The 21,003-nt window shown below is 43.6% G+C and carries 15 protein-coding genes; 13 read left to right on the top strand and 2 right to left on the bottom strand.

Annotated features, from left to right (window positions below; genetic code table 11):
* The first annotated feature begins 13 nt into the window (after positions 1–13).
* Both ESB13_RS03355 and ESB13_RS03350 read left to right on the top strand, forming a co-directional pair.
* The gene (locus ESB13_RS03355; protein WP_129001611.1) at positions 14–2,398 is read left to right on the top strand and encodes a GAF domain-containing protein; all 2,385 of its coding nucleotides are present in this window, start codon (positions 14–16) and stop codon (positions 2,396–2,398) included.
* Positions 2,399–2,419: 21 nt separating this feature from the next.
* Complete coding sequence (locus ESB13_RS03350; RefSeq protein ID WP_129001610.1) at positions 2,420–4,993, top strand: BamA/TamA family outer membrane protein; 2,574 nt, start codon at positions 2,420–2,422, stop codon at positions 4,991–4,993.
* On the opposite strand, the gene ESB13_RS03345 is transcribed toward ESB13_RS03350, so the two are convergent.
* Entirely contained in the window at positions 4,990–5,877 is an 888-nt protein-coding gene (locus tag ESB13_RS03345) for an ROK family protein (protein ID WP_129001609.1), read from the bottom strand. The two genes, ESB13_RS03350 and ESB13_RS03345, sit on opposite strands and share 4 nt — an antisense overlap.
* A gap of 191 nt (positions 5,878–6,068) precedes the next feature.
* Here ESB13_RS03345 and ESB13_RS03340 point away from each other — a divergent pair, with 191 nt between their 5' ends.
* The 8 genes from ESB13_RS03340 to ESB13_RS03305 all read left to right on the top strand — a co-directional run bounded on the left by ESB13_RS03340 (position 6,069) and on the right by ESB13_RS03305 (position 16,863).
* The gene (locus ESB13_RS03340; protein WP_129001608.1) at positions 6,069–7,649 is read left to right on the top strand and encodes a DUF6600 domain-containing protein; all 1,581 of its coding nucleotides are present in this window, start codon (positions 6,069–6,071) and stop codon (positions 7,647–7,649) included.
* Positions 7,650–8,074: 425 nt separating this feature from the next.
* Entirely contained in the window at positions 8,075–9,082 is a 1,008-nt protein-coding gene (locus tag ESB13_RS03335; protein ID WP_129001607.1) for a prolyl hydroxylase family protein, read from the top strand.
* Positions 9,083–9,107: 25 nt separating this feature from the next.
* On the top strand, positions 9,108–11,486 hold the full coding sequence (locus tag ESB13_RS03330) for an outer membrane beta-barrel protein (protein WP_129001606.1): 2,379 nt from the start codon (positions 9,108–9,110) through the stop codon (positions 11,484–11,486).
* Positions 11,487–11,562: 76 nt separating this feature from the next.
* Positions 11,563–11,751 (top strand): hypothetical protein, encoded by a 189-nt coding sequence (locus tag ESB13_RS03325; protein ID WP_129001605.1) that lies wholly within the window; start codon positions 11,563–11,565, stop codon positions 11,749–11,751.
* Between the two features lie 64 nt (positions 11,752–11,815).
* Entirely contained in the window at positions 11,816–13,186 is a 1,371-nt protein-coding gene (locus ESB13_RS03320) for a radical SAM protein (protein WP_129001604.1), read from the top strand.
* A 2-nt stretch (positions 13,187–13,188) separates the two neighbouring features.
* Positions 13,189–15,402: a peptidase domain-containing ABC transporter gene (locus ESB13_RS03315; RefSeq protein ID WP_129001603.1), complete on the top strand. Its 2,214-nt coding sequence runs from the start codon at positions 13,189–13,191 to the stop codon at positions 15,400–15,402.
* A gap of 24 nt (positions 15,403–15,426) precedes the next feature.
* A complete protein-coding gene (locus tag ESB13_RS03310; RefSeq protein WP_129001602.1) occupies positions 15,427–15,906 on the top strand; it encodes a hypothetical protein in 480 nt (159 codons plus the stop codon).
* A gap of 9 nt (positions 15,907–15,915) precedes the next feature.
* Positions 15,916–16,863: a GlcNAc-transferase family protein gene (locus tag ESB13_RS03305; RefSeq protein ID WP_129001601.1), complete on the top strand. Its 948-nt coding sequence runs from the start codon at positions 15,916–15,918 to the stop codon at positions 16,861–16,863.
* 54 nt (positions 16,864–16,917) lie between these two features.
* On the opposite strand, the gene ESB13_RS03300 is transcribed toward ESB13_RS03305, so the two are convergent.
* Positions 16,918–17,256, bottom strand: a complete 339-nt coding sequence (locus ESB13_RS03300) for a HesB/IscA family protein (RefSeq protein ID WP_129001600.1) — start codon at positions 17,254–17,256, stop codon at positions 16,918–16,920.
* A gap of 117 nt (positions 17,257–17,373) precedes the next feature.
* On the opposite strand from ESB13_RS03300, the gene ESB13_RS03295 reads away from it, so the two are divergent.
* The 3 genes from ESB13_RS03295 (at position 17,374) to ESB13_RS03285 (ending at position 20,999) form a co-directional block, all read left to right on the top strand.
* Entirely contained in the window at positions 17,374–17,877 is a 504-nt protein-coding gene (locus ESB13_RS03295) for a DUF7935 family protein (protein ID WP_129001599.1), read from the top strand.
* A gap of 73 nt (positions 17,878–17,950) precedes the next feature.
* Positions 17,951–19,567, top strand: coding sequence for an acyl-CoA mutase large subunit family protein (locus tag ESB13_RS03290; protein WP_129001598.1), 1,617 nt, complete (start codon positions 17,951–17,953; stop codon positions 19,565–19,567).
* A 67-nt stretch (positions 19,568–19,634) separates the two neighbouring features.
* Positions 19,635–20,999, top strand: coding sequence for an acyl-CoA dehydrogenase family protein (locus tag ESB13_RS03285; protein WP_129001597.1), 1,365 nt, complete (start codon positions 19,635–19,637; stop codon positions 20,997–20,999).
* Positions 21,000–21,003 lie beyond the last annotated feature (4 nt).

Raw genomic sequence — 21,003 nt, 5'->3', positions numbered from 1 at the left:
AAGGAGAAAAGCAATGCAAACATCATTAATAGATCTAAATAGTGCGATAGAGCATGATAAACCCAAGGTTTTACATGCCAGTCTGTCGTTTCAACCATTTATCCGTTTTTTACAACAAAAAATAGCTGAAGAGAGCACTTATAAAGCAATTGTTTACCGGCAGGTACTGGACGCTTTTGCGGCCTATCCTGACCTGGACCAGCCTGTTGAGGAGGCATCGGTAAGCAATTATCTTCCTTTACTGGAGCTGATATATACGATACTGACACCTACCCTTTCGTCGGAAAAAGAATATCTGTGGGCGTTATCGTCGCCTATGAAGCCGGTTATTTTTTATGGCACCGATGCTTTTTATGAGCTCACCTGTACAGAGTGTGGCGGTATGCCGACCCTGAAGCCTAATCTCATTGAAAAAAACAGTGCAGAAAAGGAAAAGGATAAAAAATTGCATGTATACCTGATGATACTATCGAAGCTATATGGTTTGGTAGTTGGGGAAAACGAGATGGTATACCGTACCGTAGATGAGGAAACGGGGCTGTTACGTTATTACAAGCTGGAATTCGACGATCGTTTTATTGATATAAAGGTGGACGGGGAACTTCCGGAAATAAGCTTTGAAGCTTTCCAGGAGCAGATATCCAGAGATTTCAGTGAAGAAATACAGCTGGAGATCATCTCTAAGGTGTTGCCGCTGGATCGCTTTCATTTTGAAGGATTTTCTGTTATTACTTTAACAGACGTTACACCGGAACATTCAGTAGACACTTTAAAGGAAATGCTGTTTGAGCATACCCTCCATAAAAGCGCAGAGCGTTTTGCCACGATAGAACTGGCGTTAAAGAGCATCGTAAAAGATCCCACCATTCGTTTTGGCATGCAGCCTTTGTTGCGGATCAATAATAAGCTGGTGTTTCACAGAGGAACCGGCTTGCGGAGTGTACTGCTTGACCTGGCAAATAAATACGGGCTAAGCGAGGAAATGTACCAGCAGTTTGTGGAAGATTATATTAAATCGCCGCGGCTGTTTTTCATCCGTTCCATCACGCCTTTACACCAGGGCCTATCGCCTGCATTGAAGATGCTATCGGCCAATGGGATATCGTCTTTCGTTATTACGCCTTTATACCACCAGGGGAAACTGACGGGCGTATTGGAGATCTTTTCGGACCGGGAGAACGGCATTAATGAAAAGAAGCTATCGTTGCTGCAAGGCGCCACCCCGGTGCTATCGCAGTTTTTGCAGCAGGCGATCGATGACCTGCAGGAAGATATTACGCGTGTTATCAATGATAAGTTCACGCCTTTACAACCGGCGGTACAATGGAAGTTCAACGAAGCGGCATGGCAATACCTGCGCAAAGAAGAACGGGAAAAGAACCCGCCGTTACCGGCTATTGTTTTTGAAGATGTGTACCCGCTTTATGGGGCAGTTGATATCCGCAACTCTACGGAAGAGCGCAACAAGGCTTTACAGACAGACCTGGAGATGCATGTGCAGGTACTGAATGAAACGATGAAGGCATTGCATCCCTACAAAGACTCCAGCTGTGTGGTAAATGAAGATATCATAAAGGCTTGTAAGGAGTGGATACATAAGATAGAGCGGAAAATGTCGCCTTACCAGGCAATGAAAGCGGAGGACTTTCTACACCGTGAAATACCGGGCATATTACGGCAGATAGCGGCAGAGCATGCAGAAGCGGCGCCTGTTGTAGAACGTTATATGCAGGCGCTTGATGAAAATGATGGTGTTACCTTTCAGCAGAGAAGGGAGTTAGAATCTTCTATGCAATTGATAAACAGGACAGTAGGAGAAACACTTGATTTATTTAATGAGGAGTTACAGAAGCAGTTTCCGTGTTATTTTGAGAAATTCAGGACAGATGGCGTGGAATATGATATTTATGTAGGGGCGTCTATAGCCCCCCAGGCGCAACTGGCGCCGGATCACCTGAAAAAGATGCGGCACCGGCAACTGGCAGTGATGGCGCATTTAACCCAGCAAACAAAGGCATTATTGCCACAAATGGCCAAACAGCTGGAAACGACACAATTGATATTTGTACATGGCAACACGATAGATATCAGCTTCCGGACGGATGAGAAGCGATTTGACGTGCAAGGGAGTTATAATATCCGTTACCAGATGGCCAAGAAGCGGATAGACAAGGCTTATGTAAAGAACACATCACAACGGCTAACGCAGCCCGGAATGATTGCGATAGTATACTCGGGGCATTCGGAAATAGAAGACTACCTGGAGGCAATAAACGCTTTACAAAAGGCAGGCATATTACACCAGGAGACTGAAAAAGTGGAGCTGGAGGAATTACAGGGGCTTAGCGGTTTGAAGGCTTTAAGAGTGAAGGTACTGGACAGCGCTATACTACAATAGAGAAACCTGAAATACAAGTGCATGAGGCTAACCAGATTTATTACAAGCCTGGTTTTACTGTTATCGTTACAAGCAGCGGGGCAGCAGGCCCGGGTTGTTCCTGACAGTATTACTGTGGCTATAGCACCGGGTTATGACAGCGTTACCGGCGTACATCGTTTTTTATTTGGTGAAAGCTACCGGAAGCTATGGGCTGCGCCGGTAAAGATGAAAGTATTTTACCTGCAGCAGGAAAAGGGCGGGTTAAAGATATTGCAACGTGGTGGTGGCATGCAAACCAAATCGTTGCGGCTGGCGGATGCCAATGGCAAAGAATGGGTATTGCGTACGATACAGAAATACCCCGAAAGGGGGTTGCCGGAGCAGCTGCGCCCTACGATAGTAAAGGATATTTTACAGGACCAGGTGGTAACAGCCCATCCTTACAGTTCGGTTACGGTACCACCACTTGCAGCGGCATTAGGCATACCACATGCCAATCCACAAATTGTATATGTTCCCGATGACAGTGCGCTTGGCGCCTACAGGGCTGATTTTGCCAATGCTGTATTTCTTTTTGAAGAAAGAGAGCCGCTTGATGCCGACCGGACAGACAACACGGAGAAAACACAACGTAAGCTGGAAGAAGATAACGATGTGCGGGTAGACCAAGAGATCGTATTACGTGCAAGGCTGCTGGATATGTTGCTGGGCGACTGGGACCGTCATGAAGACCAATGGCGCTGGGAACGCAGGAAGGATAAAAAAGCCGTTACCTATACGCCTGTTCCCAGAGACCGCGACCAGGTATATTATAATACTACCGGCGTATTCCCCTGGCTGGTATCGCACCAATGGCTGATGTCGAAGTTCCAGGGATATCATGACAAGATCAGGGATATCAACGGTTTTAATATACAGGCACGTTTCTTCGATCGTTATTTTCTAAACGAACTGGACGCTAAAGACTGGAAAAAGCAAATTGCTTTTATTCAATCAACACTTACCGATAGTTTAATCAGGCAGGCGGTATCGCTGATGCCTGATACCATTTTCAAATTAAATGGCGAGCATGTTATAAAAACAATGATAGCACGACGGGAATCACTGGCGGGAGATGCGATGAAATATTATGCTTTTATTTCGAAGTATGCCGATATTCCCGGTTCGGACAAGCAAGAGTATTTTGAGATAAAGAAGCAAAAGAAGGGGCATATTACTGTAAGCATTTATAAGGTTAAGAAGGATGGCAGCCTGGATCAGCGGATCTATAAAAAAGAATTTACCCCAAAAACAACGAAAGAGATAAGACTGTATGGTCTTGACGGAACAGATCGCTTCCGTATCAGCGGAGATCACCGCTCCCCTATTCGCGTAAGGCTTATTGGCGGCGACGGGCCGGATAGCTTTTCGGTAGGCAACGAGGTAGCACAACGCGGGCGAATTTATATTTATGACCGGTCGGATCAGCCCAACCAGCTACCACCCCGGTCAGCAGCAAGGATACGCACAGAAAAAGACAGTCTTGTAAACGCTTATAATAAACGCAGTTTTGTATTTGACCGGCTGGGGCCTTTGTTTATGGCACAATACAACCCTGACCAGGGCTTATTAGTAAGAACAGAGTTGTTGTATGAACAACAGGGGTTTCGTAAGGTTCCTTATGCGCAGCAGCACCAGTTAATGGCCAGCTATTTCACCGGCCGCAAAGCATTTTTATTACAGTATACGGCAGATTATAAGAAGCTGATAGGCAAAAACGACCTGCGGGTAAACATACTATCGCGGGGGCCGCAGAACCTTAGCAACTTTTTTGGATTAGGCAACAACTCATCGTTTCCAAGGACAGAAGATAAGGAGATCGAATATTACCGCAGCCGTTATGACCTGATCAATGGAGATGTAAGATTGTACTGGCCTTTGGGCAAGCATTTACAGGTGAATGCCGGGCTGGCAGCGCAATACTATACCAGCAAGTTCTCCAACAACACACATCGTTTCCTTGGCGCTTACAATGCAGCTTATCCTGAGCAGCAGGTATTTGCCGATCGCTTTTATGCGGGCATAGCAGGCGGCTGGGATATAGATACCAGGAACAATCTCACAATGCCCTACCGGGGTGTGCACTGGCAGACCGAATTGACGGGCATGCGGCAGATGAATGGCGGGCACAAGACCTTTGGCAGGTTATTGACCGATTTCAGCTTTTACACGCCTCTTATAGGCGATTCTACGCTGGTATTAGCCAACCGGGTGGGGCTAGGCACCACCATCGGCAAACCTGCTTATTTCCAGATGATGCAGCTGGGTGGCGCGCAATTATTACGCGGGTTTCATACTGCGCGGTTTACCGGCAAAACCCTGCTTTATCACAACCTGGAAGTAAGGCTGAAGCTATTTGACTTTGCATCGTACCTATTTCCGGGCAGTGTAGGTTTGATAGGCTTTAACGATATAGGCCGTGTATGGTTACCGGGCGAAAGTTCCAGCCGGTGGCATGATGGTTATGGCGGGGGCTTTTACCTGATTCCCGCACAGCTGTTCATCATACAGGCTACGGCAGGCTTTTCCCGGGAAGGTACTTTACCTTATATCATGGCAGGTTTCCGTTTTTAGTGATTAACAGCAAAACATGCTGCGCCGCCTATTAATGCTGCGGGTTCGCCCAGGGCAGCCATTTTAATCACCGGTACTTTCTTTACTGTTGAAGCAAGCGCTTTTTCGAGCTTATCGCTGTATAAGTGCCAGGAATTTGCAATATTTCCCCCAACTATTAATACTTCGGGTTGTTCGCGACGGATGAAGAAGTCGAGGAACCAGATCAGGTGGTTGCTGAAGGAGTCGAAGGCTTTACGGGCCAGTTCATCGGTATCGTAACGGTCGGCGATGAATTTTGCGTTAGGCGCATCTTGTCCGGATACTTCGCGGTAGGCTCTTATCAATCCTCTTGTAGAAACATAATCTTCGATGTATTCGCCTTTATAAGGGTGCATGCCGAGCGCAGGGTGGACAGTAACGCCATTGTGGCTGACAGCGGTGCCGAGGCCCGTTCCCAGCGTAATGCCGATAGCATGGTTAAAACCTTTTGCGGCACCAAACAACAATTCACCTTCCAGGAAAGCTTCTGCATCGTTACGGAAGCGGATGTCAGAGGCGGGGATGTGAAGGCGGTTTGCCAATTCCTCCCTTATATTCATTTTATATAAAGCCTCATATTTGGCGACGCCGATGATGAGGGAGATGCCGTTTTCATAATCGAATGGGCCCGGCATTGCGAACCCCAACCTGGCGCGTTGGACACCAGCCTGATTCCATAACTCTTTGATCGCGCTGCACCAGCCGTTGAGGATTTCATTTGCGGGCGCATGGCAATCGACATGTTTCCTGATAACCTTATTATCTATAATTTCGCCGCTGCTTAAATCGATAAAGCCGGCGGTAATATGAGAGCCGCCAATATCAATGCCTAAAATCTGCTGATCTGACATCATCTTATTCATATGGATTTCTTAAAATTCGGTGCAATAGTACCTGATTTCAGCCAAAGATCGGGTTTCAGCGATGGAAATATGGCGTTCGCCGTGTGTTAACAAACGTTTGGCGAACATCTGTATGTTTATGGTATCAAGCTTGCACCATTAGTAGATAAAGACCTGCCTTTCGCCGGTCGAAAACAGTTAAAATTCAGGATATGAAACAGCGTGACACATCTTTTAATATAAAGCGCGGCGCACAACTGCTGATGGCTTGCATAACCGTGATCACGGTTATGGCTTCCTGCTCCAATTCGTATTATGCATCGGGGTCATCCGACGAATACTATGGTAATAATGGGGCGGTTGATTACAATACTTTTTATAATGAGTTAAGTCCTTATGGCACCTGGATGGACTACCCTTCCTATGGTCGTGTATGGATCAGCAACCAGCCCGGTTTTATACCATATCAAACGGGCGGGCACTGGGTATATTCTACTTATGGCTGGACCTGGGTGAGTGATTATAACTGGGGTTGGGCTCCTTTTCACTATGGCCGCTGGGCCCAAGCTCCGGGTTATGGCTGGATGTGGGTACCTGGTTACGAGTGGGCTCCTGCCTGGGTAAGCTGGCGCAATGGTGCTGACTGCTATGGATGGGCGCCATTAGGCCCTGGAATGAACATAGGCGTTAGTGTAGGTATACCTGCCAACAACTGGGTGTTTGTACCAAGGCAGCATATTACCAGTCACCAGGTAAACAATTACTATATTGACAGGTCGCGGAATACAACTATCATCAATAACACTACCATTATCAACAATACAGGCCGTTACCGCAACTCTACCTATATCAGCGGACCTAACAGGACGGAAGTAGAGCGCGTAAGCGGCCACAGGGTAACCCCTATGCGTATAGAGAACGCCAATCGTCCCGGCATGACTACGAGCAATGGTAACAGAATTAATTTATACAGGCCTGTAGTAAAAGAAGGTGGCAGGGTGAAACCTGGTGATGCTGTACAGCCCGGCAATAACAACGGGCGTCCAACATCGCAGCCATTGAATCCACAGGGCGGACGGGGAACAAACCAGCCGGCACAACCGGGAAGGCCAACACAACAACAGCCGTTGCAACCTTCGCAGCCTGGTCAGTCATCACAGCCACAACAGATGCCATCAGGCAGGCCAAGACCTACACAGCAACCGCAACAGCCGTCACAACAACAGCCTGCCCAGCCGTCGCAACCGCAACAGATGCCTTCAAGCAGGCCAAGGCCTACACAGCAACAGCCTGTTCAGCCATCGCAACAACAACCTGCCCAGCCATCACAGCCGCAACAGATGCCTTCGGGCAGGCCAAGGCCAACGCAGCAACCATTGCAACCGTCGCAGCAACAACCTGCCCAGCCATCACAGCCGCAACAGATGCCTTCGGGCAGGCCAGCACAGCAGCCTGTACAACCACAACGAATACCTGCTCCATCTTCGCAGCCGCAACAGATGCCATCAAGCAGACCTGCGACCAGGCCTATGCGGCAACCCGCACAGCAGTCGCAACCTCAGCAAATGCCATCGAGACCACAACGACAATCGCCTCAGGCATCTCCATCCTCACAATCACAGCCACAACGGATGGAGTCCAGGCCCATGCGGCAACAACAATCGCCACAACAAATGATGCCACAGCGTCAGGCTCCCAGTGGCTCTCAGCAGCCTTCGTACCAGCAACGGCCTCAACGGCAGTTTCCGAGTGGAGGAGGTTCGCAGCAGCATTCACAAAGACAAAGAAATTAGATAATAAAAATTAATAATAGAGGCCGGTCATTCAACCGGCCTCTATTATTAATACGTTTCATATCAATTACTAAATAAAAAGCAACTACCGGTTATAAAAAAAATCACCAAAACCTGACTTCTATCATATTTTAATAAAGTACCATTCATTTACCTTTATAACGCTTTAAGAGAATTAAAGATATCTGTCCACTATAGTCAGTAGCCAGATTACACCTCAATAGACGCTAACATTATTATACGTTTTCTTAAAAATATTCTATGCTTAAACCGGATCACACTATTAGCTTTTCAAGTCCGTAACCATCAAGTTACTCCGAATTCACATAATGGTTTAAAATGTAGACGAAGGCTTTATGCAAGCTGGTATGCCTGATTGATTCAGGAAAGGCTGTCTATTAAGCTAACTAAACCTATATCTAAGTATGTTCAGATACTTTAGCGAAACACTCCGTGAGCCTACCATAGCTAACGTGATAATCCTTTGCCATGAACTTGGGATTAAAGTTTCAAAAACCAAAATAAGAAAGCTGTTCTTTGAAAGATTTAAAGACAGCAAGACTATTCCTGCAACCGATCTTCAGGAGATATTACTTGTACTTGGCATATCGACTTTTATAGCCAAAGTATCATTAAGCAAGGCAAAAGAAATGGTTCCACCCTACTTTCTTTTAATGGAACCGGAAGACATGAACTTTTCGCTTATCCTGGACCACAACGACCAGGAAATGATCTTATATGAAACAAATGCCTGCTCGGTATACCAAAAGAACACAACACTAATAGAAGGCACAAGAAGCTACCTGGGTATATTTATAGATTTCTACAACAAGAATACATGTGACGAAGATTATCAATCAGATATTATCAGTGAACAGAACGCCGCAAAAGAATACAAAGAAAGCATCAACATCATCCCCAACCTGTTCAGCCCAAAAGAATGCGAAGATGTTATTAACTTCTGTGAATCGGAACAGCTATTTGAGAAAAGCAAAGTATTCAAACTAGACAGGAATGACAATGAATGGATAGGTTATTCAAATGTATGTACGAGCTCTACAGCAGCACTTATTTCCTACAAAAAGATAGAAGAAATACTAGACAAACAAAGACAAATTGCCTCAACTGAGTCAAAACTCACAGAGCATCCTGTATGTATCAGATACCAGACCGGAGAAGAATTCAGACAGCACCACAAGGCTTCAGACGGCGACAATCGCGTCAATACCATTATAGTATTCCTTAACGACAACATAGCAGGCGGAGAAATATTCTTCCCTGAAATAAACTATACTGTAAAACCAGAAAGAGGCACCTGCCTGGTTTTTCCGAATCTCGACAATAACCTCTTCAGGATCGCAGAATCAGTTCACTGCGTATTACCGGTTACTTCGGGCAACATGTACACCCTGGAGTCTTTTGAGGTCAGATAGAATAATTAATACAGAAGTATTCCTGATGTTAAAGCTACTTATATCATTGTTACCAGTTTTTATACTCACACCAGCGATTTGCCAGGTGTCAGTATCCGGAATAATTACTGATTCAAGTCAAAAAAAACTTTCGTATGCCACTATCATATTAACCAACAAGAATAATACTTATTCAGCGATTACCGACAGTCTTGGTTTTTTCGATATAAAAGATATTTCAAAGGGCCAATACTCACTCGAATGCTCCCTGGTCAACTATCAAAAGGAATCAATGGAAATAAACCTACAGAAGGACACGACGGTAAGCCTGCAGCTCATTCAACTAGTGCGGCAGTTAAAAGATGTAGTTGTATCCAGCAATGGCCGGTTACTAGAAAGATATGCAGACCGTTATATTTTCAATCCTGAAAACCTCATCAATCTCCAGGGGAAAAAAACAACAGACCTTCTTGCTTTAAGTCCTGGCACTATGATTAAAGACGGATCCTTATCGATGCCGGCAAGGGACGGGGTAAAAGTATTCATCAATAACATAGAAGTATTTCTTTCAGGGAAAGAACTCATGAATTATCTGAACACCATTCCTCCAGAGCAGATAAAAAGCATTGAAATAATACCAATTCCTTCATCATTATATGATGCAGCAGGTAATGTTGGTGTTATAAATATTATTACAAAAAAGAACATTCAGCCTGGGATAAAAGGCGGAATAAGATCCGATTTTCATCAAACCAGCTATCCGGGACTGAACCAATCAGTCTATCTCAATTACAGGGCAAAATCATTTAACATTTACTCGAATTTGGGAGGTTATTATTTACCCTACAAAAACATCACTAAATCCACCTATAGTTATCCTGCCTCAGGCACCTACAATTACAATCCAAGGAAACAATCCAATAGCTGTTTAAGTAGCAATATCATAGCCGACTATAGTATAAAAAAAGGAACCAATGCAGGACTGCAATACATAGGAGATTTCATCAGCAATGAACGAACGAAAGACCTGGAAAACCGGATGGATTTCATATCAGACAATCAAAAGAAAGATAGCTCAATTTTCACAGATGGCATTACCACAGAAAAGGGCAACCAGCACAACCTGAGCCTATATTTCGACCGCACGTACAACACCAATAATCACACAAGAATTGAAGTATCCTTACTGCGTAATACTTCCGACAACAAAAGGCCTTTTAGCTCTCAGGCTCAAAGCTACCAGGCAGTAAGTCCAAAAGAATTCTATCAATCTACAGGATTTCAAAACAACAATATTTATACAGGGAAAATTGACCAGGAAGGAGTTACTTATGGATTTCGCTGGTCGGCAGGTATCAAGGCATCCTTCATCAACAACAAATCCGGGAGCAGTTTTTACAACGCGATTGGGGAAACCTATCATATAGACTCTTCCCTAAGCAACACCTTTGTTTACAAGGAACGCATCCAGGCCATCTACGCAAGCATTAGCAAGCAGGTCAAGGATTTTTCCTTTAAATTAGGGCTCCGAACAGAGTTCACCCAAACCCGGGGAACCTCTTACGCAGCCCCTCAGACCAATAATAACAATTACACCAACTTATTTCCAACCTTTTTCTCTTCCTATCAGTTCAAAAATCAAAACAGCATTTTTCTCAGTTATGGGAAACGGATAGACCGACCGCAATTTGATTACCTAGACCCCTTTAAATGGTATATCAACAAATACTCTTATGCTGAAGGCAATCCATTTCTACGTCCTGCATTTAGTCATTCCGTTGAAATCGGGTATTCGCTCTACAACAACTGGAACTTCAAGATTTATTACAGCAAAAAGGAAAATGGGTTTGGCAGGATTGTTTTGTTAAACAAAGACTCTTTGAATTCGCAAAGGCAATATGTAGAAAACTATCTCGATTACTACACATCAGGAATTAACATATACAAATATATTAATGCTGCAGACTGGCTGGAAAGTATTTTACAAATAGATCTTTCTTACCAGAAATATGGCTCTATAAACCCATCCTTCAGGGAGGAATCAGGCTGGTCAGGAGACATATCATCCTATAACAGCATTTACTTTGGAAAATCACAACAAATAAAAGCATCTCTCAATATACAAGAGACGCTCCCGGGCATTTATAATTACCGGAGAAGAGAAAATAGTTTAAGTCTTGATTTTGGACTTAGTTATGCCCCCGCGAGCAAAAGATTTGAGCTGGGAATGTATATAACGGATATACTAAAAACATCTGCTCCTAAATTCTGGTATACCGTTAATAACGTACAACAGGTTTATCGAAATTATTACGACAACAGGCGACTGGAAATAAATTTCATATATCGTTTTGGTAATCGTTATATAAAAATTGACAACGAAAGGGAGAGCGCTAATGAAGCTGAAAAAGCAAGAATCAAATAACTGAAAGATACCGTTCAACAATGGCTTAATAACGATAAACTTTAGCCAATTCTTTTAAAACTTCAATATTTTCCAGATGAAAAACGAAAAATTAAAAAATCTGGTTGGTATCATTGAAACCTCCAACAGGAGTAATGTTTCTGATATCGAGATTATGGAAGCCAATCAGGCTATGATGGTTCGCGGTGGTGCAGTTGCCGCTTGCTCAGGTTGCGACAATTTAGGCAGTATTAAACCGCCTCCAACCAAACGTCCAGTAGGTTAGCTTGAACCAGTTGAAAGCTGTCTTAAAAGGTGGCTTTCAACTATTTAAAAGAAAATAAGCTCTTATGAAATACAAGTGTTCCAATTATATCACGGCGTCAGACATCATCAATGAAGATGCCGGGCAGGAGGACAAAAAAAGACTTATACTTTCTACGAGAAGCGGAAAGAACATTGTCATAAAAGAAGCGGCCTACCAGGACCTGGTACATTCGAGATTAGAGAATTTTGACGAAAGCACAATGGCCTATTTCATAGCGTCATCGATGGTGGTTCCGGAAAATGAAAAAGAATTTCAGTTCGTCATACAGGAGAATGAGGCCAACAACATTAATACGCTTGGAATGGTTATTCACACCTCCGCCAACTGCCAGTTAGGTTGCAGCTATTGCGGACAGCAACATTCTAAAAAGAATATTCCGCAAGATGTAAAACAAAGAATCTTCACTTATATCACCAACAAGCTTAAAACAGGAAAATTCAAATTCGTTTTTGTTACCTGGCATGGCGGAGAACCACTCATGTCGTTAAGCGATCTAAGACTTATGTCTAAAGAGATCATAAAGATTTGCCAGGAGTTTAATGTGGCATATTTAAGCAAGATGATTACAAATGGTTTAAGCCTTAAGCCATCCATCTTCAACGAGCTGTTTCATGAGCTAAAAATCATAGATTTTCAAATAACCATAGACGGGCCAAAAGAATTTCATGACAACAGAAGATTCACAAAAGAAGGACAGCTTGGCACATTTGATATTATATTAAAAAACATTCTGGGCATTTGCGCATCTCCCACCTATCCTGTATACGAAAGGCCCATAGGGATCCGCATCAATATTGATAAAACAAACGGAAGTTACATCCCTGGTTTTATAGACCTATTGGCCGAAAACAAACTGCACGATAAAATCCAGATCAACTTCAGGCCCGTCGAAAATTATGTCAACAATAAATTCAAAGATTCAAATGGGTTTAGCAAGGAAGAATACGCCCAGGTTGAAATAGACCTTCTCTTACACACCTTAAAAGCTGGCTTTTCAGTTGACAGTGTATTACCTGAAAGAAAATACGACGCCTGCATGGCAGTATTAAAAGACCACATAGCCCTGGACATATTCGGCAATGTGTTTCCCTGCTATAATTTTGCCTACACAAAGCATTTATTAGAGCAGGAAAACAAAATTGGCAACTTATTATTTGATGAAGAAACATTCAACAACGATGTACCTCTTCGAAAATGGTATTCTACACTTGAAACGGAACGTGAGGAGTGCTTTCGTTGCAATATGCTTCCTGTTTGCGGAGGATACTGCCCCTTAAAATGGATGGAAGGAGAAATTGCGTGTCCTTCGTACAGATATAATATTTCGGAACGGCTGGTTCTAAATTACCTCTTTAACAAAACTGACATTAAAGAACTACTGAATCAACATTAGCAATGAAACGAAAATATAAGATTTTCAGGGCGTACGATTCAGTTGACTGCGGGCTGGCATGTGTAAAGATGATTTCAGCCTATTATGGAAAAAAATTCTCGCTTAGCTTTTTAAATGAACAGGTTATTCTTACAAAGGATGGCATAAGCCTGTTAAACTTAAAACACCTTTCAGAAAAAACAGGATTTAACTCCTTAGCTGTAAAGGTCACGGAGAAGGCATTATATAACAGCTGCCCACTTCCTTGTATTTTACATTGGAACCACGACCATTTTGTAGTATTATACGAGATACAAGAAGAACAACGAAAGAAGCAATCCGATGGAAGCAAAACATATAAATACCTGATAGGCGATCCCGCCCTGGGCTTAACTTACATCAACCAGGAAGACTTTGCGAGGTGTTGGAAAACAGAAGAAAAAGGATTTGTTCTGTTGCTAGAGCCAACAGAAGCGTTTCTGAACCGCGAAGAAGAAAAGCCACTATCTCAAACGTATTATTCCCTTCTAAAAAACTATATCTTCTCATTCAAGAAGTATATCCTACAGATACTATTGGGAATTTTTGCCAGTAGTTTTATTGCCCTGTCTTTCCCGGTATTGACACAATTAATGGTGGATGAGGGAGTAGCCAGCAAAAACAGGTCTATTATTTTTTTAATCATCTTATCCCAGGCCCTTTTTTTTGCCGGTAATTTCTGTTTTGAAATTATAAGAGACTGGTTATTGCTGCACATTAATTCCCGCATCAACTTTCATATTATTTCTGATTTCATCAGAAAGCTATTCTCTCTGCCGGTAAGTTTTTTTGACAGCAAAAAAATGGGAGACTTTTCACAAAGGCTGGACGACTATGGCAGGATAGAAAGATTTCTTACAGGTACGTTACTAAATTCTACATTTTCCTTTATCAACCTGCTTGTATTTTCTATTCTTTTCTTTTACTACGACATGCTGATCTTCTTCTGTTATTTTATTTTATGTGTAGTAGGTATAGCATGGGTTATGTTTTTTCAAAAAAAACGTCGTCATATAGACCATATCAACTTCAACAACAGGCGCGCAAATCTTGAGACGATCTATGATATAATACTGGGCATGAGAGAAATAAGACTAAACTATGGAGAATCAAAGAAATTAAATGAATGGGCTAAAATTCAGAAAGACTATTTTGAAATATGCAACCGAAGTCTTGCGCTTGAACAAAAACAACACGCGGGCTACCGTCTCATCAACAGAATACAAACGATTATTATTACGAGTATAGCTATATATGCTGTTATCAACGGGCAGATAACCGTTGGTTCCCTGCTTGGCATATCCTATGTTCTGGGTCAAACCAACGGCTCAATGGACCAGATCATTGAACTTATAAAAACTTCACAAGATGCTTCGTTAAGTTTAGAACGGTTGACAGAAATACATCAGAAACCGGATGAAGACGCCCATCTCCCCAGGGAGCAATCCGGAATACCGCGGGGAGTTATCAGCATAAAGAACCTTTTTTATCAGTACGAAGGACCTGAATCCCCCTACATATTGAAAGATATAACGATTGATATACCAGAAGGAAAGACTACGGCAATTGTTGGCACAAGTGGAAGCGGAAAAACCACCTTACTTAAACTACTTTTAAAATTCTACCCTCCTACTTCCGGCAACATATTTATAGATGACCATAATCTACAGGATATCCGGTCACCGGAATGGCGGGCTAACTGCGGTGTAGTAATGCAGGATGGGTATATTTTTAATTCTACTGTGGCAGATAATATACACCTGAGCGAGCAACAACCTGACTATAGCAGGTTAAAATATTCACTGAAAGTTGCCAACCTGGAATCGTTTATCGAGGGCCTTCCGTCAAAAGAACTGACCAGGATCGGTGCCGACGGGAACGGTATAAGCGGAGGTCAAAAGCAGCGAATACTAATAGCCAGGGCAGTCTATAAAAATCCAGCCTATCTCTTCTTTGATGAAGCAACAAGTAATCTCGACGCAACAAACGAGAATTCGATCATGAATAACCTTTCTGGTTTCTTTAATGAAAAAACAGTTATCATCATTGCTCATAGGCTCAGCACAGTTAAAAATGCTGACCAGATCATTGTTTTAGACCAGGGAGAAGTAAAAGAAATAGGGAACCACAATTCACTGATCGCCCAACAAGGCATTTATTATCATCTTGTCAGGAATCAACTTGAACTGGCAGTCTAGCCCATTTTAATAAAAAGAACAAATATGCCTGATAATTCTATTAAATATCCTCTTTCTTCCCGTCCACCCAGCTGGATTATAAGAAACGGGAATATAATAGTCATCTTGTTCCTGCTGCTCTCATTTACAGTAATTGGCGGGATTGAGATCGAAGTCAATTCAGAAATTCCTGTAACAATAAAAAGCTACCAGATCACAAAAGATTCAAAAAGCTTCGTCCTGCAACTCGATATAGCAGACTATCCACAAGCAGTAGCAGCAACCGCACAACAGGCGCCCAGGCATTCTACCGGGGCATCTGTTATTATAGGATCAGAAGCGTACAAGGGCATCATTTATCTGCCGGTAAAAAGTGATGGAATCAAGTTATGGACATTTGCCGGCAAAGGACTTTTAAATACCGATGACAAGCAATTCCTATTTCAGAAAGGCGTATTAAAACTGCCCGGAAAGCCCTGTCGTTTTTTTTCGCTGATTAGTCAAAAAATCAGAAAGAAGGAATAAATCAATTTTATGCTAATTTTCGTGCAAATAGCCGCTTACAGAGACCCGCAGCTGCTGCCAACCATCAACAGTATGTTGCAAAACGCACGCACTCCTGAGCAGCTGCGCATCTGCATCTGCCGTCAATATCATCCTGATGATAAATTCGACAACGTTGATATATTCAGAAAAGACAACAGATTTACTATAATTGATGTCTTTTACGCTGATTCAAAAGGTGTATGCTGGGCAAGAAATTTAATACAACAACACTATAATGGAGAAGACCTGACCCTTCAGATCGACTCGCATATGCGGTTCGCCAAAGACTGGGACCATAAACTTACGTTAATGCTTGCCAGCTTACAAAGCACCGGGATCAGAAAGCCGCTATTAACAGGCTACCCTCCTGCTTTTGAGCCTGACATTCCGTTTTCAACCGAAACGCCCGTTGCTCCATCCTATATGCAGATTGAAGGTTTTACATCAGCAGGCATACCGACATTTATTGCCAAAAGGCTTACAGACTGGCAACATTTATCGGCTCCCATTCCGGCAAGATTCTATTCTGCCGGCTTTTGTTTCACTGTCGGAATTTTCTGTACAGAAGTGCCACACGATCCCGATATTTATTACATAGGCGAGGAAATCAGTATCGCTGTAAGGGCATATACACATGGCTATGACTTATTCCACCCGCATCAAACGGTGATCTGGCATCAATACGAAAGAAAAGGCGTTAATAACCATTGGGATGATCACACGCTATGGCGTCTTAAAGATCAAAGCTCTTTTGAAGTGGTCAGAAATTTATTGACCGGAAAATATGGAAAGGAATATCAATACGGACCGGGCACAGAAAGATCGCTGGCAGAATACGAGCGATATGTGGAGGTAGATTTTCAAAAACAGCTACTACACTTGAACACGGCTACCGGGGCTCCCCTTAAACCCAGATACGCCAGATGTAATATTTAGACCGGGAGAATGAAAATCAGTCACTTTTTTTCACTATACTGTAAAAAACGTCTTCTAAGCAGAGAATGATGTTCCGCAACCACAAGTTTTGGAAGCATTGGGATTATTAAAAGTAAAGCCTCTTGCATTCAAGCCATCCTGCCAGTCTATTTGCATTCCGAAGAGATACATCTGGTGGCCAGGATTCATTATTACAGGAATACCTTCGAAATCAAACACTTCATCACCTTCCATTTTCTCATCGAAGCCCAGTACATAGCTTAAACCACTACAACCACCACCTTTTACCCCTACACGAAGGTATTGGTTGTCGGCCTCAGCCTGCATCAGACTTTTGATTTCCTGTACAGCACCGGCAGTAAAAGACACAGGGATCTGCATTGTAGTTTCCATACCTATAATTTTTCCGTATCTGCAAAATTAAGAAGAAATAGGAAACAGCCTATACCGCCTCGTTTTCGGATTACGGAAAACCTTTCATTCTCCCTATTTTTGTTAAAAAAGAATTAGATGTTAGATACGACCGTAGTGTTAACAGTTCTGATAGCCTGTATGATTGCCGCAGTATTAGCTTACCTGATTTACCTGCAGCGAAAGGCTAAACTGGAGGAAAGGGTTAAAGTACAGGGAGGACAACAATTACAACTTCAAGCCTATGAAAGGCTAACCGTGCTGGTAGACAGAATTGCATTACCCAATCTTATTACCAGGGTAAATGTATCGGGCATCAGCGCTGCCGACATGCAGGCGATACTAACCCGCAATATCAGGGAAGAGTTTGAATACAATATCAGCCAGCAGATTTATGTCAGTCCAGAGGCATGGAAAGCCGTTAAAAACCTGAAAGAACAGAATTTACTTGTTATTAACCAGTTCGCCAGCGCTTTACCCATTAACGCCACAGGACTGGATTTAAATAAGCTATTACTGGAATACCTGATGGCCGATAAAAAAGGCTCCTTACACGAAGTGGTAAGCGAGGCACTATCTTACGAAGCGAAGCAGCTTTTGTAAGTATTCCTGTGTTTTTGCCAGTGTCGGACTATTCCAGCCTATAAAAAATAACTAACAACATAATACGATTGCCGTGCCTGAAAAAAAGAAAATTTATACCGATAGCGGTATAGAAATCAAAGAGTTATACACCAGTATTTCCAATTCTGATTTAACGATTGATCCTGCTTCACGTTCCGGAATGCAGGATCAATCAGCTACTGCCCTACCTGGGGTATGGCCTTACACCAGGGGAATACAAGCCGATATGTACCGTGGTAAGTTATGGACGATGCGCCAATACGCCGGCTTTTCTACTGCCGAAGAAAGCAACAAGCGTTATCATTACCTGTTATCACAGGGCGTAATGGGCTTAAGCGTCGCCTTTGACCTACCTACCCAAATAGGATACGATAGCGATCACAAGCTGGCCGAAGGTGAGGTAGGCAAGGTGGGTGTAGCCATAGACAGCCTGGAGGATATGGAGCGCCTGTTTCATGGCATCCGGCTACAGGACGTAAGTACCTCAATGACAATCAATGCCACCGGTTTTATTCTACTGGCACTTTATGTAGCATTAGCCAAAAAACAAGGAGCCGACCTTCAGAAAATTACAGGTACTATACAAAACGACATCCTTAAGGAATATGCTGCGCGTGGCACCTATATTTACCCGCCCCGGCCATCGATGCGGATTATCACAGACATTTTTGACTGGTGCCGCACGGAAGTTCCAAAATGGAATACCATCTCCATTTCGGGATACCATATACGCGAAGCAGGAAGTACAGCCGTGCAAGAGCTGGCTTTTACACTGGCCAACGGTAAAGCATATGTCGAAGCTGCAATAGCTAAAGGAATGGATATCAACGTATTTGGACAAAGGCTTTCTTTTTTCTTTAATGCTCATAATCACTTATTCGAGGAAATAGCCAAATTCCGGGCAGCAAGACGTATGTGGGCCCGCATAATGAAAGACCTGGGCGCCACGGATCCCAGAGCAATGATGTTACGCTTTCACAGTCAAACAGGCGGCAGCACCTTAACGGCCCAGCAGCCGCTGAATAATATAAGCCGGGTAACCATTCAAACACTTGCCGCGGTATTGGGGGGCACGCAAAGCTTACATACCAATGGTTATGATGAAGCATTGAGTCTGCCCACCGAAGAAGCGGCCCGTATTGCGCTGCGGACACAGCAGATTGTAGGTTATGAAAGCGGCGTTACAGACACGGTAGATCCACTGGCGGGCAGCTATTTTGTGGAAAGCCTGACTAATGAGGTAGAACAAAAAGCATGGGAGCTTATCCGTACCATTGATAATATGGGGGGAAGCGTTAGTGCGATAGAGCAAGGCTTCATGCAGGAAGCTATAGCCCGGAGCGCGTATGAATACCAGCGCCAGGTAGAAGATGGCAGCAAACTGATCGTTGGCGTCAACAAATTTGTGATACCCGAAACACAGGACACACCGGTATTCAGAGTAGACGACAGTATACGTAACGTACAGTCAGAACGCCTGCAGCAACTACGCGCCCGCCGCGACCAGCAGGCGGTAGTACAATGCCTTGAACAGATCCGGACCGCTGCAGTAAACGACACCAACCTGATGCCGCATGTATTACATGCCGTAGAACATTACTGTACGCTGGGAGAAATTGCCGATACGCTGAGAGGCGTATTTGGAGAGGGAATAGAAGGAAAGAAATAGCGGAAGATTGTGGAGAGATTCTTGTGTAGTTCGTTGATACAATTAATCATTCATATACACCTAAACTATGGCTAATCTATTTCAGAAAATAAGAAAGGGGCTGCAGTTATACCAGCAGATAGATATGGAAGCATTGGAAAAACTGGCAGCAAAAGTTGATTTGAATGCAGTAGTTCAGAATGTCAGCAAGCTCGATGACACCCAATTACAGGGAGTGATGAAACTATTAAGCGGTAGCGGCGGGCATAAGAAAAAAGTTCCGCCACCTGTAGACGGAGATTTTTACGACCTGGCAGAACTGCTGACTCCGGAACAGCGCGCGTTACAATTAAAGGTGCGTGCTTTCCTGGAAACAGAAGTGCAACCTATCGTTAATGAATACTGGCTGCGTGCCGAGTTTCCCTATGAATTAATTCCGAAGCTGGCGGCTCTTAATATTTGCGGCGTTACTTACCAGGGATATGGCTGCCCCGGTTTACCCAATATAATGGAAGGGGTGCTGGCCATGGAAATGGCGCGTATAGATGCGTCTATAGCCACTTTTTTCGGCGTGCAAAGCGGACTAGCCATGGGCAGCATTTATATGCTGGGCAGTGAAGAACAAAAGCAGCAATGGCTGCCTGCCATGCAGCAAATGACCTGCATTGGCGCATTCGGATTGACCGAACCGGAGGTTGGCTCAGGAGCCGCCGGCGGCTTAACAACCACAGCCAAAAGAACACCGGAAGGCTGGGTATTAAATGGTCAGAAGAAATGGATAGGCAACGCCACATTTGCCGATGTAATAATAATATGGGCAAGGGATGTAGATGATAACAATGTAAAAGGCTTTCTTGTAAAAAAAGACAATCCCGGCTTCCAGGCTATAAAGATGGAAGACAAGATGGCTTTACGTATTGTACAGAATGGTCTTATTACGCTGACCAATTGCCAGGTAGCGGAAACAGACAGGCTTGCCAAAGCCAACAGTTTTAAGGATACAGCCGAAGTACTGCGGATGACACGAGCCGGAGTTGCCTGGGAAGCAGTAGGCTGCGCCCGCGGCGCCTACGAAAACGCACTGGCATATACTACGCAACGGAAGCAGTTTGGCAAACCGATAGCAGCTTTTCAGCTGATACAAAACCACCTGGTTGAAATGCTGAGTAATTTAACTGCCATGCAAACAATGGTATTCCGTTTATCGCAATTACAGGACGAAGGGAGGTTAACGGATGAGCATGCTTCACTGGCCAAAGTATTCTGCACCTTAAGAACGAGAGATATAGTAAGCCGTGCCCGTGAAGTAATGGGAGGCAACGGCATATTACTGCAATACAATGTAGCACGCTTTGTTGCGGACGCGGAAGCTATTTACTCTTATGAAGGTACTAAAGAGATCAATTCCCTTATCGTGGGCAGAGCTATTACCGGATTTAGCGCTTTTGTTTGATTTT

It is taken from the genome of Filimonas effusa, assembly GCF_004118675.1.
GTDB classification, from domain to species: domain Bacteria; phylum Bacteroidota; class Bacteroidia; order Chitinophagales; family Chitinophagaceae; genus Filimonas; species Filimonas effusa.
This window is presented reverse-complemented; position numbering and strand designations above follow the sequence as displayed.